Origin of the sequence: Sporofaciens sp. JLR.KK001 (genome assembly GCF_036941055.1) — a bacterium.
Taxonomy (GTDB): Bacteria; Bacillota; Clostridia; order Lachnospirales; family Lachnospiraceae; genus Sporofaciens.
Genome location: NZ_JAYMNO010000001.1, coordinates 2,646,853 through 2,663,258 on the forward strand (window position 1 = coordinate 2,646,853; position 16,406 = coordinate 2,663,258).

The following is a 16,406-nucleotide window of genomic DNA, read 5'->3' on the forward strand; positions in this document are numbered from 1 at the left end:
ATTGAATCTAAGATATTTCTTCAAATGAATTCAAATGAATTTAACAGGTTTATTGACACATGGTATATATTTTGTTAGAATACAGACAGATTTTCTGTCTGTAAACGGACAGAAATTAACGAAAAGCGGAAAAGGGATTGCAATATGAGTATTTCAGCAAAGGAGTTGGCGGCAAAGATCCACTTGTCGCCAGCGACGGTTTCCATGGTGTTCAATAACAGATCCGGCGTCAGTGAAGCAACAAAAAGGCTTGTGTTAGAAGCAGCGAAAAAATATGACTATGTTCCGTCAAAGTCTTCTGCCTTGGGAAAATGGACGATTCAATTGGTGGTTTACCAGAAGCACGCAATGGTGGTGTCAGATACACCTTTTTTTCTGCAGGTGATCGAAGGGGTTATCCAGGAATGCAGTGAGAAGAACGGCATGGTGAACATCAGTTATCTGACCGGTTCGTCGGATGTACAGCAACAGATTAAGAATATCAGTTCGATGTCCGGTGAAGGTATGATTCTGCTGGCAACAGAGATGAACAGAGGGGATTTTGGAATTTTACGGGAAGTTGGGATTCCTGTGATCGTCTTGGATTGCTATTATGATGATCTGGATTATGACTGCGTCGTGATCAATAACAGCCAGGGGGCGTACTGTGCCACGGATTATCTTGTCAGGATGGGGCACAGAAGGATAGGTTATTTACATTCGTCGGTTTCGATCAGTAATTTTGCAGAACGTGCGGCCGGATATCAGAAGGCATTAGAGGCGCATGGTATTCCGGTGAATCCAAAGTATGTGCACTGCCTGTCTTCAATGTCCGCACAGGGTTATCAGGATATGGTTCGGATCCTGGAGGGGAAGCCGGAGCTTGCAGATGCATATTTCGCGGATAATGACATCATTGCGGCGGCAGCCATGAAAGCGTTTCAGGAATATGGATACAGAGTTCCGGAAGATATCTCTATTGTCGGATTTGATGATATGCCGTTGTGCGATATCATGAATCCTCCTCTTTCTACGATGCGTGTGGATAAGAGGCAGTTAGGCCGTTGGGCGGTAGAATGTCTGTTGTCTCGAATGAACGGCACGAAGCACGGAAAGTTGAAAATTGCACTGCAGACTTCTCTGATCTGCAGAGAGAGCGTGCTGGATATGAGAACATGCGAAGAAAGTATCTGAGAAAAAGACAGGGTTATTAGGAAATGATATATTTACTAATAACCCTGTCTTTATTATCCGATATACTCGTCATTTATTCTCTGATCCGCACATTTTCTGAGACGGATGCCGATGTACTGTGTACCGGGCAGCTTAAGTTCATATCTGCCTTTATGCCGTCCTGCAGGTGTGACGGTCATGTTCCAGGTATCGATAATCTCCGCATCATACCAGGTGTCATCATCAATATAGATCTGTCTGAAAGGCGGACGCCAGATACTGAAATAGAAGAAATAGTATTCTCCCTCATATGCTTCTTCTTCGGGAACGGCTACCTTGTCGTCCCATTGAAAATGGATATCATCCCGTACTTCCCCTTCCTTCAATCCGTGTCCGGGCACATCCTTTAGAAAATCCATCATAAACCGAAAACGCGGTCCGCTAAGTCCTTTCAATCTGCCGCCGTGGCACCACCAGATAATGTTGTCATCACTTAAGAAAGTCTCACCGTGTCCGCAGTATCCGCCGCGTATCAAGGCTTCCCAAGCACGGCGCGTCAGCTCTTCTGCAGTAAAATTGCCCCAGCAGTGAGGGAAATTTCCTTCATATCCTACTTCGTCCCAGATGACAGGCTTGCCGTAGAGTTTCCGGAGTTCAGCGGTAGTCTCGGTAGTCTTGTAGTGGTCGCAGCGCTGGCAGCTGCAATGCGTGATCCATGGTTTGGAATAATCGTAGAAGATTTCGCAATTATGGATGGACCGCAGATGACCATAACGGTCGGCTGCTGTCAGGACAGCGGCCATCTGTTCCCAGTCATCCACAGATAAATGGCGCAAAAGCTCATATTCATTCGCCAACGACCACCATACATTGCGGTAGGCGCTGTATCTGGCGGTAATATACCGGATATACCTCAGGTTATCTTCCATGGGCATCTGGGAGAATCCCCAGCGGTCATAGGCGTGAAAGAGGATTAGATCCGCCTCTAACCCCAGTTCCATCAGCCGTTCTATCGTTCGGTCATGGATACGGAAGAACGCGGGATTGAATCGGGTAAAATCCCAGTCATTTCCTTTGGGACAGCCGTTATACTGGCTGAAATTCTCTCTTGTCAGCGCACTTATGTCCACCGGCGTCCCCTCATAGGGGAATGCTTCCGGGTCATGGAGACAGAAGTCATAGTGCTTAGGCATGATACAGAAACGCAGCTTGTTAAAATATCCTTTTTTAAGCTCCTCAAAAGTTTCATTAATGATCGGCTCTTTCTGCAGATCAAAAGTATAGCAGGTAGTGCCAAGGGAATAGTGAGGCGTGCCGTCGGCATAAGCTAGCTGATGCTGCCCGTAGACTGACACAGGTCCATGGTTATTCCCGGAAGGCGCTGCAGCAGTGAAGGTACCGGTATGAATTTTGTCGGAGAAGGTGCCTGTAATCTCATAATGATATTCTCCTTCAAAAGAAGGCATAAAACGTATCTTGTAGATGCCATCCCCATCATAAAAACCATCTATGGTCAATAATTCCTTCTCATGTGAAAATGTACCATGGATTTCATAATCAATAAAAGGATTCCCATCGCTTCTTCCCTGGAATGCCTGTTCAAAAATTCCCCATTTTTCAATTATCATAAAGGCCCTCCTTCAGTATGGATTTGAATTATGTTTAAATATATATTTTAGATTCTACAAAAGAATATATATAAATGTCAAGAAAAATTAAACTGTCAAATTAAACAAAAAATCAAGAAAGAAATATAAAATGAGGATATTAGTGAAACTAATCAAATTATAGGAATTTAAAGGGTTAATACAGGTTTGATATTAATTTAACAAAAATATGGAAGCCGTTGGTTTGTAAATTATCACTAAATATTTTTTAAATTATTCAAAAGTATTGACATATATAAGCGTGATAATTAGAATAAAATTCAAATATTATTTAAATTAATTTAAATCCGTCTTAAAGGATGAAGCAAATGGAGAAAAAACAGGGGTATTCCGAAAGGGACAAAGACAGAGAGATTATCTGTCAGAGGTGGCCGGAACTGTCATTGGCCGAGAAAGGAAAATACATAGTATCTTATTATGGGATAGTTATTGCAGTTGTTATCATTGTGATCGTTATGGTAGTTTTTCTGGTCAGAGATATCTGTAAGGATGAACCAAGGGATGCCTTTTCTGTCATGGCGCTCGATATGGAACTTACGGAGGAGGTCCTTAAGAACCTGGAGCAGGGACTGGCAGAAGGCTTGGGGTTAGATACCAGGATATATAGATGCAGGATTGAGGCCGGACATTCCAGCGGGAGGAATATGCAGAATGAGGCAACGGTCTCAGCTTGTATGCGTTCCGGACGAGTTGACTTACTCATTGCACCGGAGGAAGAATTTAACAGATATGCGTCTACTGGGTATCTGTCGCCTCTGATGGAATGTGGATTAGATGAGCTTTATGAGGAGTGCAGAACAGAAGAACTGTTTTATGCAGAGGCTGTAAATTACAGTGAGGCCAGAGCGGTCAGAGACGTTCCCTTCCGCCCTCATGAGATCTCAGAGGACAGTAAATGTTATGGGGTATATCTGCAGGATGAGGTATTTGGCGGTTATGTGGCAGGGGTAATGGTAAACTGTCCGAACCGGAAGCATATCCGGGCAGGAATGGAATATTTCCTGAACAATGGGAATATCGGGCGAAGAGAGCCTTGATATAAAAAAAAAGGTAGTGTCAAGTAATCTATGAAAAAACGAGCTGAAAAAAATAGGCTCAAATGAACCTTGAAAACTGCAGATATTGATTCCGAAAAGCTCTCCGAGGCTTAGGGCGTTGCCCTAAGAACCCACAAGGGACCAGTCCCTTGACCCATTTTCGGGCTCTGCCCGAACCCGTCCTCGCCGGAAGGCAGGAAAAGGGCGCAGTTGCCCCTTTTCTGCTAAACAGGATAATCCGTGAGCCTTATGTCAATAGACTTTCGCGGCATATCCTCACAGACGGCGCTACCGTCTGCTCCGGTATTCCACGGTTCTATTGACAACAGCTCCGCTCCGATGCAGGGTTTCCATTTTTCTGCATGTTCAGGATAGTCTGCTGACCGAGGAAGATGAGAAGCTGCCATTTACCCGGCATGTTGTCGGCACTCTGTAGCATTTCTACTTCGTTGAGTACTTTGTATTTCTTGTGTTTATGCGGACGGAGAAAGTTATAGTATGCGACCCAGAGGGCAAGATCGTAATTAGCACCGTCGATGTTGTCAAAGCCGTTTGTGTGACGGTAAGAGGCCTTATAGGTGCGGTTGAGGCGTTCAATCATCTGTTTGAACGGACGATGTTCTGTAGAAACGGCATCGTCGTTGGTAAGCCCAATCACCTGGGTGATTTTGAAGGTAAAATCTTTCCCCAACTTTTTTACAAATTCCATTGCGGCGAGTGGGTAGGCGCTGTAACCGTCGGCAATGAACTTGAAGTTTTCCGGCAGCTTTGTCAGTCCCCGGAAAGCCATACGCATGGCGAGGATACAGGGACCGACACCACGGTTATCCGATACCTGATAGCCGATGATGGATCGGGACGCAGCGTTCATAATAAGCCAGACATAGGTTTTGATACCACGGATTTTTATATAAGTTTCATCGGCAGTAAATACATCCCCTTTTTCGTAAGGGTATTGGTCAACAAAGGGCTTAATGCAGACAGCGGCAGTCTTGCAGTAGTTGGCGATCTGCTGGTGGGAAATGTTGATGTTGTACAGGTCTTTCAGGGCCTGCGAGGTTTTTCGCAGAGAGAGGCCGAGGTTGACATGGAGGGTCAGACACAGGGACATTACGTGGGCATTATGTTTGCTAAATTTCAGGGATGAGGCATTTTTAGGAAGGGTATTTAGATCCATGCTGAAAAAATCCATCGTGAACTCACGGTAGATATAGTGGAGTTTATATTTGTTTTTGCCGTAATCCTCTCGGAGGTCTTCTTTATCCACTTTTTTGAGGTTGTAGAGATAATAAGGGCATTTGGGATTGACGCACTTATGGATGATAAAGTGTTTGCGTTCTTTCTTGGGAACCAGGGCATTGCCGCAGTGCGGGCAGCGTAGTTTTACAGAGGAGAAGCGGCTTTCATGGGGTGAGAACCTTGCGCTGCAGACCTTGCAGAGAAGCTGCCCTTTGGAACCATTATTTTTGTAAAGGAAAGGTTTCGGCGCATTACAGCGGGGGCAGGTGCATTCATCCGGGATATCGCATTCTGACCGGCGGCTGACAGGGCGGATCTTTTTACCATAACGTTTTTCAAAGTAAGGGATTAATTCTTTATAAGTCCAGTCCTGGCGGAAGTCGGTGATAAGAGGGAGTTCATCAATCTTGAACTTCTGGTATTTTGGAGAATGGGAATCATCAAAGGCCCACTGTTTCAGAGGGATGTATCTGCAGATAAAGTTGATCAACCAGCAGTTTTGCTGGTAAAGAGATTGAATGAGAGAGAGTAAATAGGTAATAATATCCATAAGCAATGATTTTCCTTTCAGTGTTTGTGGGTTAGTAATAGTATTGACACAAAAAAGGGAGGTCATTGCTTTTTTTCTTGAAAAAGTGGTGTAATCCTTGGAATTATAAGGTTTGCAACAAAAAATATAGTGGTAGATTTGACACTACCAAAAAAAATAAGGAGGAGCAAAAAATGAAAGGAAAATCAGTGAAAAAGTTTTTGTCAGCAGTTCTGGTTGGAACAATGACGGCAAGCCTGCTTGCAGGCTGCGGCGGTTCTTCTGGAGGCGGCGGTTCGGAGGATTCCAAAGACTCAGAATCTGACAAGGCGGCCAGTGACAGCGGAGTGGATCTGTCCGGGGTGGAGGCGATCGCGGATATCGGCTATGAGGGAGATCCGATCGAACTGTCTTTCTGGTATCTGCAGACCAGGCAGGAGGGTACGGATGTGTTGACAGAGGTCTTCAATAAAGCGAATCCTAACATCAATGTGACGGTATCTTATTATGATACGGATGGAATTAAGGATGCCTGCAAGACAGCGGCACAGTCTGGTTCTATGCCAAGTATGTGGTTTAACTGGGGAGGCGCTTTGGGACAATATTATGTCGACAATGACGTCACCTATGATCTGTCAGAATATGGTGAAGCAAATGGATGGGCAGACCTTTATACGCCAGGCGCTATGAATCTTGTGACTCTGGGCGGTCAGGTCTCCGGTATTCCTACTTCTTACAATGTAATCGGCGTCTATTACCGTACGGATCTTTTCAAACAGTATAATCTGGAAGTGCCAAAGACGATAGAAGAGTTTGAGTCTGTCTGTGCTACATTAAAGGAGAACGGTATTACTCCGATGGATACGGCAGGGTTGAATGGATGGCATGTAATGCGTTGGATTGAGCAGTTTATTGAGTATGAAGCGGGCGCGGATATGCATGATGAGTTACAATCCTTAAGTACAAGCTGGGATTGTGACGCTGTTAAAAAGGGTCTGGAAAGATATGAGAGATATTGTAAAGAAGGCTATTTCCCGGATGGATTCATCACGGCAAGCCCGGATGATACCTATATGGCGTTTGGTATGGGGTCGGCCGCTATGGATATTCAGGGACAGTGGTATGACAGTACGCTTCAGAATAATGAGGTGACGCTTGAGAATGTAAGTTGGTTCCCGTTCCCAAATGAGACGGGCAGAATGTCCGCATTTGCCGAGATGAATCAGTTTAATAAAGATCTGTCCGATGAGGAACTTGAAGCGGCTATTGCTTATACTAATTTCTTGTTCAGCAATGAAGCGGCTAAAATATATCCCACATATTATAATCTTCCGTTACCAAGGACAGACGCAGATCCGGTAGATCCGGCTGTAAATCCGAATGTACAGGATATGTTAGATACGTCATCTGAGAACGGTACGTTCACCATTACAGACCAGGCGTTCCCGACAGAGGTTGCGGATGTTCTCTTTAATAACCAGGATGCCATCGCGAACGGCGAGACAACGCCGGAAAAAGCAGCGGCGGCAATCCAGAAAGCAATCGAATCATATCAGTCGAAATAGACAAAAAGTTGGTTTCCACCTGTGGGGCAGCAAACCACACAGGTGGAAATTTTTTTGAGATAAAGAAACGAGGAGGTTGACAAAGAATGAAAGAAAATAAGACGGTGCCATATCTTTTTATGCTTCCAGCACTAATTATATACCTGTCTGTGATTATTTTTCCGGTATTCTATTCGTTGTGGATCAGTTTTCAGAGCGGTACGGGTATTGGCAGCATGGAATTTGTCGGTCTGAAGAATTACACGAAGCTTATACATGATGAAGTGTTCTGGATGTCGTTCAAGCATACGATCATCTGGATCGTACTTACGGTTTTCGTTACTACGACGGTATCCCTGATGCTGGCTGTTTTAATGAATCAGAAGTTCAGAGGAAGAACGTTTTTTCGTGCGTTTTTCTATTTCCCAAGCGTCATCTCTGCAATTGCGGTAGCGATCATCTGGAGGTGGATCTATAATCCGCAGATCGGATTTATCAATCAGTTTGCGAAGATGTTGGGGCTTGATTTTACGCAGACCTGGATTTCCACGCCGAATACGGCGTTGATTGCTCTGTTTGTCGCCGCGCTGTGGCAGGCTATCGGGCAGCCTATGATTCTGTTTCTTGCAGGTCTTGGCGGTATTTCCCCGGATGTCCTGGAGGCCGCGTCTATTGACGGAGCCAATGGAGTGCAGACGTTTTTCCATATTACGATCCCGTTGATGAAGGATACCTTTATTATGGTAATCTCCACATTGCTGATTGCTGCAATGAAGGTTTATGATATCGTGAAAGGTCTTACGGACGGAGGACCGAACAATGCGACCCAGGTACTGGCTTCCTATATGTATAATCAGGTATTCCAGTATAACAATGTTGGATATGGCACTGCAATCGCTATTATCATGGTGCTGATGATGCTGATCGTCATCATCCCGTATATGTCATTTACTGCAAAGAAAGAATAGGAGGACGATAATATGGAAGGAAAAGCAAAGAAAAATGCAAAATCAGCGTTGCGTTATCTCGTATTGATCATCCTGGCTCTTCTCTGGATCGTTCCAATTGTGACACTATTCCTGACGGCAATTAAAGCCAAGTCTGATTTTATCAGTGGACTGGGGCTGTTTGAGATGCCAGAGAGGCTTGCATGGGAAAACTTTACAAATGCCATGACTCAGGGACGATTATTCTTGTATATGAAGAATGACTTGATTATCTGCCTTTTGAAGGTGCCTCTTGGAATATTTATTTCTTCTATGGCGGCGTTTGCCCTGACAAGGACAAAGCTTAAGCACGCTACGGCGTGGTTTGTGTTTCTGCTCCTTGGTATGATGCTTCCTATGCAGATTGCGCTGGTTCCTATCAGCATTATCTATAACAAGCTGGGACTAATCAATACTTATTTTGGACTGTTCTATATCTATATAGGTTTCGGAGTCTCTTTTATGATTCTGATCATGCATGGATTTATGAAGGGAATCGATTTTGCAATTGATGAAGCGGCTTATATTGACGGTGCGAATAAGTGGCAGAACTTTTTCCACATTATCCTGCCCATCTGTAAGCCGGCGATAGCAACTTTGTTTATTACAGACTTTTTATCTACCTGGAACGAATATCTGCTGGCTTCCGTCATTATCAATGACAACAAACTTAAGACGGTGCCGGTGGGATTGATGACTTTCGTAGGCGAGCATGGAACGGATTATGGCTATTTGTGCGCGGGGGTACTGATATCGGTAATCCCGGTTATGGCGGTATATCTGATCTTCCAGAGATACTTTGTGGAAGGTATGGCCGGTGCGGTAAAATAGACGGAAATTAAGAATGATTCATATGGCGGCAAGTACAGGCGGGTATAAGTTTTGTCCGTAAAGAAGACAGGGACTATAGGCAAGTCTGCTTGAGAAGCAGAAGTTCATGCCGTCGTAACATTCAGGAAGAGAGGGATAGGCAGAATGAGTAAAGTCATACACTGTATGCAGAAAGTAGAAAAATGGGGAATTTTTGAGATTGCGCTGGAAGGAAAGGGCGATGGCAATCCATTTACGGATTATGAGATTAAGGCAGAATTTACCGGCGAGAATGAGAAAAAGACCGTAGATGGATTCTATGACGGTAATGGGATCTACAAGGTCCGGTTTATGCCGTCTTTTGAGGGAATATATAAGTTCCGTATATATGGAACTTATGCAAAGGAGGACGGATGTGAGGGGACTTTTGAAGTGGAACCGGTCTCAGAGGGGAATCACGGGCCGGTAAGAGTAGCAAATACCTGTCATTTTGCTTACGAAGACGGAACGCCGTATTATTCCATAGGAACCACCTGTTACGTATGGACATTACAGTCAGAGGAACTGCAGGAACAGACTTTGCAGACTTTGAAGGAAAGCGCTTTCAACAAGATCCGTTTCTGTGTATTTCCCAAACATTATGATTACAATTTTAATGAGCCGTATAGTTATCCGTATGAGGGGACGCCTGTGGACAGTTCAGGTCTTACCAGGAATAATTTTATGGAGTACAACGGATGTCCTGACGGGAACCACTGGGATTATACAAAATTCAATCCGAAGCATTTTGAACATCTGGAAAAGCGCATCCGGGATTTGATGGACCTTGGGATTGAGGCGGATATCATCGTCATGCACCCTTACGACCGGTGGGGCTTCTCACTGATGTCCAAAGAGGAGGATGACCTGTACTGGAAGTATCTGGTGGCAAGATGTTCGGCTTTCCGGAATGTGTGGTGGTCTCTGGCAAATGAGTATGATCTTATGCCGCAGAAATCCATCGCGGACTGGGAACGCTATGCTTCTATTCTGTGTGAAAAAGATGTGTACGGACATCTGCGCTCTATACATAACTGTAAAAAGATCTACGATTTCACCAGGCCATGGGTGACACACTGTTCCGTGCAGCGGATAGATCCTTATCTGTCTGGAGAACTGGTGACCAAATGGCGGGAACGTTATCAGAAGCCGGTCGTGTTGGACGAGATCGTATATGAGGGGAACATTGAACTGAACTGGGGCAATATCCCCGGAGAAGAGATGAACCGAAGATTCTGGGAAGGAGCCGTTCGCGGCGGCTATCCGGGACATGGGGAGACATACTTGTCCGAGGATCAGATCCTCTGGTGGTCCCATGGCGGCGTATTGAAGGGAACAAGCCCCAGGCGGTTTCAGTTTCTTCTTAAGATTCTAAAAGAAACGCCGGGTTTGGGACTAAAAGAAACTCAGCTTAATCCATACACGGAAGATCTGATGGCGACTGTGGACAGCCTGATCCCCGTACCGTATTATCTGTTCTATTACGGGTTCCGCTGTCCGGCTTTCAAAGAGTATTATTTTGACGACGAGAAGGAATATGAGGTTGAGGTTCTGGATACCTGGGAAATGACGGTTACAAAATGCGGTACATTCCGAGGAAAATTCAAGGTACAGCTTCCGGCAAAACAGTATATTGCCGTGAGAATATATGAAAAGGGATTGATTTGATGAAAGTTTCTTTCAGTATGGATTCAAAGTTATGGCGCTTTTTCGACTATGTGGGAGATATGGCCGCGCTGAACCTGTTGTTCATCGTGACCTGCCTCCCGGTCGTGACCATTGGGGCGTCGGTTACGGCGTTGAATTCTGTTCTTTTTAAAAGAAAAGAAAAAAGAGCAGACGATGTAAAGAGAGAGTATATCCGTGATTTTAAAGCGAATTTCAAGAACAGTACGATCATCTGGGTTATTTTTCTGGTGTTCCTGTTTGCCTGCGGGTTGAATCTTGCCATTGTTTCCCAAACAGACCTAACTTACAGGAATCAGATCATGGTTGGATTCGGAGCCGTACTGGCGGTAATGGTGATGACGGTTCTGTATAGTTTTGCCGTTCTGGCAAGATTTGAAAACAGTTGGCTGGATACAGTGATCAAGGCGTTTGTCATCGGTATCCTGAGTTTTCCTTATACGGTTGTCATCTTTCTGGTTCTGACGGCGGCGGTGATTGCCAGTATCCAGACCTATGCGTCGATCATGGCGGCTCTGGCCGTCTGGCTGCTGATTGGGTTTGCGTTGACTGGCCATCTGTGCAGCGCCATGTTCTACCGTGCGTTCCGCAGGTTTACACGGAAAGAGGATCTGTCTGAGGATACGGTGGATGAGGCGATGTATACGCTGCGGGAACAGTACAGGAAGGAGAAAATGCTGAAAAAACACAGATGAGAGATTATTTTACAGATATAAAACAGGAAAAGGAGGAAGAAAGCTATGGCGAATATTAAGATTGGTTACGCGCCTACGAGGAGAAGTATCTTCAGTGCGCCGGACGCTGTAAAATACCGCGGACTGACGGCAAAGCGTTTGGGTGAACTGAATATAGATTTTGTGGATATCACGGATATCAATGAGGAGGGGCTGCTCTATGATGATGGGGATCGAATCCGGATTACGGAGAAATTCAAGAAAGAACAGGTAGACGGGCTGTTCCTTCCTCACTGTAATTTCGGGACGGAATTCGAGTGCGCAAGGCTTGCGAAGGATCTGAACGTACCTGTACTGCTGTGGGGACCGCTGGATGAGAGACCGGAGGCGGACGGAACCAGGCTTAGGGATACCCAGTGCGGGCTGTTTGCTACAGGAAAGGTTCTGCGCAGGTTTAACGTGCCGTTTACCTATATGACCAACTGCCGTCTGGACGACCCTGTCTTTGAAAGGGGGATTCGGGATTTCCTTGCCGTCTGCAACGTGGTAAAGACATTCCGTAACATCCGGATCTTACAGATCTCAACAAGACCTTTTGAGTTCTGGTCTACGATGTGCAACGAAGGGGAGCTTCTGGAGAAATTCAACATTCAGCTTGCACCGGTTCCTATGCCGGAACTGACGGACGAGATGAAGAAAGCGAAAGAAGAAGGCGTAGAAGTGGCGGAAGTAGTAAAATACTGCCGTGAAAACATGGAGATATGCGTTAAGGATGATGAGCTTGAGAATGTTGCCGCCTTAAAGGTTGCGATGAAGCGGCTGATTACGAAATATGGCTGCCAGGCTGCGGCAATCCAGTGCTGGAACCAGCTCCAGACGGAGATTGGGATCATGCCCTGTGCGGCGAATGCCCTGCTGAATGAGGAGGGGATTCCCGTGGTGTGCGAGACGGATATCCATGGTGCAATTACGGCTCTGCTTACGGAAGCAGCCGGGATGGGAGAGAAACGGAGTTTCTTCGCGGACTGGACCATCCGTCATCCGGATGTTGCCAACGGAGAGCTGTTGCAGCACTGCGGACCGTGGCCGATTTCCGTGGCAAAGGAGACTCCGAAGCTTACTTATCCTCTGGCATTCGATCATCCGGGCAGTATTACGGCGGAGGCGCGGCACGGAGAGGTGACTCTGGTAAGATTTGACGGAGACCATGGGGAATATTCCATGTTACTTGGCAACGCCAAAGGAATTGAAGGACCTAAAGGGATGGGAACCTATCTCTGGGTAGAAGTGGAGAATATCAAACGGCTTGAGGCAAAACTGGTGGAGGGTCCATATATCCATCACTGTGTGGGAATCCATGGGAATGTTGTGCCTGTGCTGTATGAAGCTTGCAAATATCTGGGGATTACGCCGGATCTGTACGACCCGGTAGAAGAAGACGTAAAAGCATATCTGAGAGGGGAGGATGTTATATTATGAGTAATCTGAAAGCGCTTGCCTATGAACTGCGTGAAAATACCATGGATATCATCATGAGCGGAAAGGCCGGACACATCGGCGGCGACATGAGTGTCATGGAGATCCTTACAGAACTTTATTTTGATCAGATGAATATCAGTCCGGAGAACATGGAGGATCCGGACCGCGACAAATTTGTCATGAGCAAGGGACATTCCATGGAAGCTTATTATGCGGTACTTGCCAAGAAAGGATTCTTCCCGCAGGAAGAGGTTGTGGAGAAGTTCAGTAAATTTGATTCACAATACATCGGACATCCGAATAATAAGCTGCCGGGAATCGAGATGAACTCCGGTTCTCTGGGACACGGGCTTCCGGTCTGTGTGGGTATGGCTCTGGCATCAAGGATGAACGGGCAGAAATGCAGGGTTTATACCGTTATGGGCGACGGAGAACTGGCAGAAGGTTCTGTATGGGAAGGCGCTATGGCGGCAGCCCACTACAAGCTTGACAATCTATGTGCCGTGGTTGACAGGAACCGGCTGCAGATATCCGGGAATACAGAGGATGTCATGGCCCATGATGACCTGTATGAGAGATTCCGTGCGTTTAACTGGCATGTGATCGATGTGAAAGACGGAAATGACATCGATCAGTTAAAGGCTGCGTTTGAGGAAGCGAAGGAGACAAAAGGAAAGCCAAGCGTATTGATCGCCAATACGGTAAAGGGGAAGGGTTCCCCTGTAATGGAGAACAAAGCCAACTGGCATCATAAGGTTCCAAGTGAGGATGAACTGGCGCAGATCAGAAGGGATCTGAAGGAGAGAAAGGAGGCGCTTCAAGGTGAGTAAAATTGCGAACAGACAGGTGATCTGTGATGTGTTAATGGAGAATGCAAGGGAAGATAAGGATATCGTGGTGCTGTGCAGTGATTCCAGAGGAAGTGCATCCCTGGCAAAATTCGCAGATAATTTCCCGGAACAGTTCATAGAAGTAGGGATTGCAGAGCAGAATCTGGTCAGTATCTCTGCAGGGCTTGCCAAATGCGGCAAGAAGCCTTATGCAGCGTCTCCGGCAAGCTTCTTAAGTACCAGAAGTTATGAGCAATGCAAGGTTGATGCGGCATATTCGAATACGAATGTAAAACTGATCGGGATAAGCGGCGGCGTCAGCTACGGCGCTCTTGGCATGAGCCACCACTCCGCCCAGGATATTGCGGCAATGTGCGCCATTCCTAATATGAGAGTTTATATCCCAAGCGACCGGCTGCAGACAGAATGTCTGATAAAGGCGCTGCTTAGTGATGAGAAGGCGGCGTATATCCGGGTAGGCAGGAATGCCGTGGAAGACGTCTATGAAGAAGGGAATGTTCCGTTTGAGATGGACAGGGCAACTGTGATAAGGGAAGGAACGGACGTAGCTATCATTGCCTGCGGCGAGATGGTGAAGCCTGCCGTGGAGGCGGCGCAGCTTCTGGAGATTAAGGGTATACACGCGTCAGTTGTGGATATGTACTGTGTGAAACCGTTGGATAAAGGGGCAATTGTAAAGGCTGCGGGAAATGCCAGAGCAGTCATCACGGCAGAAGAGCATTCACCTTTCGGCGGTCTGGGTTCCATGGTCAGTCAGGTAGTTGCCGGCGAGTGCCCGAAGAAAGTAGTGAATCTGGCGTTGCCGGACGCACCGGTGATTACAGGGACGTCAAAAGAAGTGTTCGATCATTATGGACTGAATGCAGAAGGAATCGCGAAGGCGGCGTTGGAAGCGCTGGGTTAAGGAACTGCAGGACAAGTCCTTAGGAACTGTCCCGAAATAACTTGCAAATAGTCCGCAGAATTTTTCTTCGAGAGTACCAGCCAAAAATTAGGCGCATAGCGGGCTATGTAACTGATTTTTGGCTGGTGCTATCGGAGAAAAAGGCAAGGAATATTGCAAGTTATTTTGAGACAGTTCCTTATACAGATTGCGCATGAGAATAGGAACAGAGGAGGAATGACGAATGCCCAGGCAGTATATTATTAGTATAGATCAGAGTACCCAGGGAACGAAAGCACTCTTATTTGATTCTTCCGGGAGTCTGATCAAGAGAACGGATGAAGCCCATGAACAGATTATTAATGAGAAGGGATGGGTTTCCCATGATCCTGCCGAGATCTATCGTAAGGTGATCGAGGTGACAGCCAGATTACTTGAGGAATCCGGGATTGATAAGAGTAAAGTGGCAGGAGTCGGGATCAGTAATCAGAGGGAGACGTCGCTTGCATGGAACCGAGTCACAGGGGAGCCGGTGGGCAAAGCTGTGGTGTGGCAGTGTGCCCGGGCTGCCGATATCTGTGATCAGCTGGTCTGCGCGGGCTGGGCGGAAAAGATCCGCGAGAAGACAGGAATGGAGCTGTCTCCGTATTTCCCTGCTTCGAAGATTGCCTGGATCCTTAAGAATGTAGAAGGTGCGAAGGAACTGGCAGACGCGGGAGAGCTATGCCATGGAACGATCGACAGCTGGCTGGTCTATAAACTGACCGGAGGAAAATCTTATAAGACCGACTATTCTAATGCTTCCCGCACACAGCTTTTTAATATATTTGATCTTACCTGGGATGATGAGATCTGTAAGGTGTTTGGGATCGATCCGGCGAATCTTGCGACAGTATGTGATTCGAACGCAGATTTCGGGGAAACAGATTTTGAAGGAGTACTTCCCCATAAAGTTCCGATCCATGCAGTGATGGGAGATTCTCATGGAGCCCTTTTCGGACAGGGCTGTTTAAAGTCTGGTATGATAAAATCGACTTACGGCACGGGTTCTTCTATCATGATGAATATCGGTGATGATCCGGTCTTAAGTACACATGGAGTCGTTACCTCTCTTGCCTGGAGTATGGACGGAAGGGTGAATTATGTGCTGGAAGGTAATCTGAATTATACGGGAGCCGTGATCACCTGGCTTAAGAACGATCTGCAGATGATCGGAAGTCCGGCGGAGACAGAAGAACTGGCCAGACAGGCTGCATCAGACGACTGTCTGTATCTTGTTCCGGCATTTTCAGGCCTGGGAGCGCCTTATTGGGATAGCCGTGCGACAGGAATGTTTACGGGAATGACCAGAACAACCGGCCGGGCGGAGATGGTAAGAGCCTCTCTTGAGTGCATTGCCTATCAGATTCAGGATGTGATGGAAGCCATGAGTAAAGACGCCGGTGTGGGGATCAGTGAACTGCGTGTGGACGGAGGTCCTACGAAGAATGATTATCTGATGCAGTTCCAGAGCGATATCGCCGGTATCGCCGTACAAGTACCGGATACGGATGAATTGTCAGGTATGGGTCCCGCGTATGCGGCAGGGATGGCCCTGGGGCTCTGGGACGAGGGAATCTTTGGAAAGCTGGATCGCAGAAAGTATACGCCGCAGATGGAAAAAAGCCTGAGACAGAAGAAGTATGAAGGGTGGAAACAGGCTGTAGGGAAAGTTCTTGCCTGATTGATATCCATTATAAGGCAATTTGGAATGCCCCCTCCTCTAAGGAACTGTAGAGAGATAATTTGTGCAGATTGCGCAGGATATTTTCTTACAGTTCCTTAGAGGAG

General features: G+C 46.5%; 13 protein-coding genes. 11 read left to right on the top strand and 2 right to left on the bottom strand.

Annotated features, from left to right (window positions below; all coding sequences use genetic code 11):
* Nucleotides 1–144 precede the first annotated feature (144 nt).
* On the top strand, nt 145–1,173 hold the full coding sequence (locus tag VSQ62_RS13615) for a LacI family DNA-binding transcriptional regulator (protein ID WP_334635421.1): 1,029 nt from the start codon (nt 145–147) through the stop codon (nt 1,171–1,173).
* A 53-nt stretch (nt 1,174–1,226) separates the two neighbouring features.
* On the opposite strand, the gene VSQ62_RS13620 is transcribed toward VSQ62_RS13615, so the two are convergent.
* On the bottom strand, nt 1,227–2,780 hold the full coding sequence (locus VSQ62_RS13620; RefSeq protein WP_334635422.1) for an apiosidase-like domain-containing protein: 1,554 nt from the start codon (nt 2,778–2,780) through the stop codon (nt 1,227–1,229).
* A 347-nt stretch (nt 2,781–3,127) separates the two neighbouring features.
* Between VSQ62_RS13620 and VSQ62_RS13625 the strand changes: the two genes are divergently transcribed.
* A complete protein-coding gene (locus VSQ62_RS13625) occupies nt 3,128–3,856 on the top strand; it encodes a hypothetical protein (protein ID WP_334635423.1) in 729 nt (242 codons plus the stop codon).
* Nucleotides 3,857–4,172: 316 nt separating this feature from the next.
* Here VSQ62_RS13625 and VSQ62_RS13630 read toward each other — a convergent pair whose 3' ends face one another.
* Complete coding sequence (locus VSQ62_RS13630; RefSeq protein ID WP_334633522.1) at nt 4,173–5,645, bottom strand: DDE-type integrase/transposase/recombinase; 1,473 nt, start codon at nt 5,643–5,645, stop codon at nt 4,173–4,175.
* A 173-nt stretch (nt 5,646–5,818) separates the two neighbouring features.
* Between VSQ62_RS13630 and VSQ62_RS13635 the strand changes: the two genes are divergently transcribed.
* From VSQ62_RS13635 to VSQ62_RS13675, 9 genes are all read left to right on the top strand, one after another.
* The gene (locus VSQ62_RS13635; RefSeq protein ID WP_334635424.1) at nt 5,819–7,189 is read left to right on the top strand and encodes an ABC transporter substrate-binding protein; all 1,371 of its coding nucleotides are present in this window, start codon (nt 5,819–5,821) and stop codon (nt 7,187–7,189) included.
* Between the two features lie 86 nt (nt 7,190–7,275).
* Nucleotides 7,276–8,136, top strand: a complete 861-nt coding sequence (locus VSQ62_RS13640) for a carbohydrate ABC transporter permease (RefSeq protein ID WP_334635425.1) — start codon at nt 7,276–7,278, stop codon at nt 8,134–8,136.
* A 12-nt stretch (nt 8,137–8,148) separates the two neighbouring features.
* Nucleotides 8,149–8,985, top strand: coding sequence for a carbohydrate ABC transporter permease (locus tag VSQ62_RS13645; RefSeq protein ID WP_334635426.1), 837 nt, complete (start codon nt 8,149–8,151; stop codon nt 8,983–8,985).
* Nucleotides 8,986–9,129: 144 nt separating this feature from the next.
* Nucleotides 9,130–10,671 (top strand): DUF5605 domain-containing protein, encoded by a 1,542-nt coding sequence (locus tag VSQ62_RS13650; RefSeq protein WP_334635427.1) that lies wholly within the window; start codon nt 9,130–9,132, stop codon nt 10,669–10,671.
* A gap of 17 nt (nt 10,672–10,688) precedes the next feature.
* Entirely contained in the window at nt 10,689–11,384 is a 696-nt protein-coding gene (locus VSQ62_RS13655) for a YesL family protein (RefSeq protein ID WP_334635428.1), read from the top strand.
* Nucleotides 11,385–11,429: 45 nt separating this feature from the next.
* Nucleotides 11,430–12,842: an L-fucose/L-arabinose isomerase family protein gene (locus VSQ62_RS13660; RefSeq protein WP_334635429.1), complete on the top strand. Its 1,413-nt coding sequence runs from the start codon at nt 11,430–11,432 to the stop codon at nt 12,840–12,842.
* Nucleotides 12,839–13,672 carry a transketolase gene (locus tag VSQ62_RS13665; RefSeq protein WP_334635430.1) on the top strand — a complete coding sequence of 278 codons (834 nt, stop codon included), beginning with the start codon at nt 12,839–12,841 and terminating at the stop codon, nt 13,670–13,672. Before VSQ62_RS13660 ends, VSQ62_RS13665 begins: the two co-directional genes overlap by 4 nt.
* Nucleotides 13,665–14,597: a transketolase family protein gene (locus VSQ62_RS13670; protein WP_334635431.1), complete on the top strand. Its 933-nt coding sequence runs from the start codon at nt 13,665–13,667 to the stop codon at nt 14,595–14,597. The genes VSQ62_RS13665 and VSQ62_RS13670 overlap by 8 nt, the downstream gene beginning before the upstream one ends.
* 223 nt (nt 14,598–14,820) lie before the next feature.
* Complete coding sequence (locus VSQ62_RS13675; RefSeq protein WP_334635432.1) at nt 14,821–16,299, top strand: FGGY-family carbohydrate kinase; 1,479 nt, start codon at nt 14,821–14,823, stop codon at nt 16,297–16,299.
* Nucleotides 16,300–16,406 lie beyond the last annotated feature (107 nt).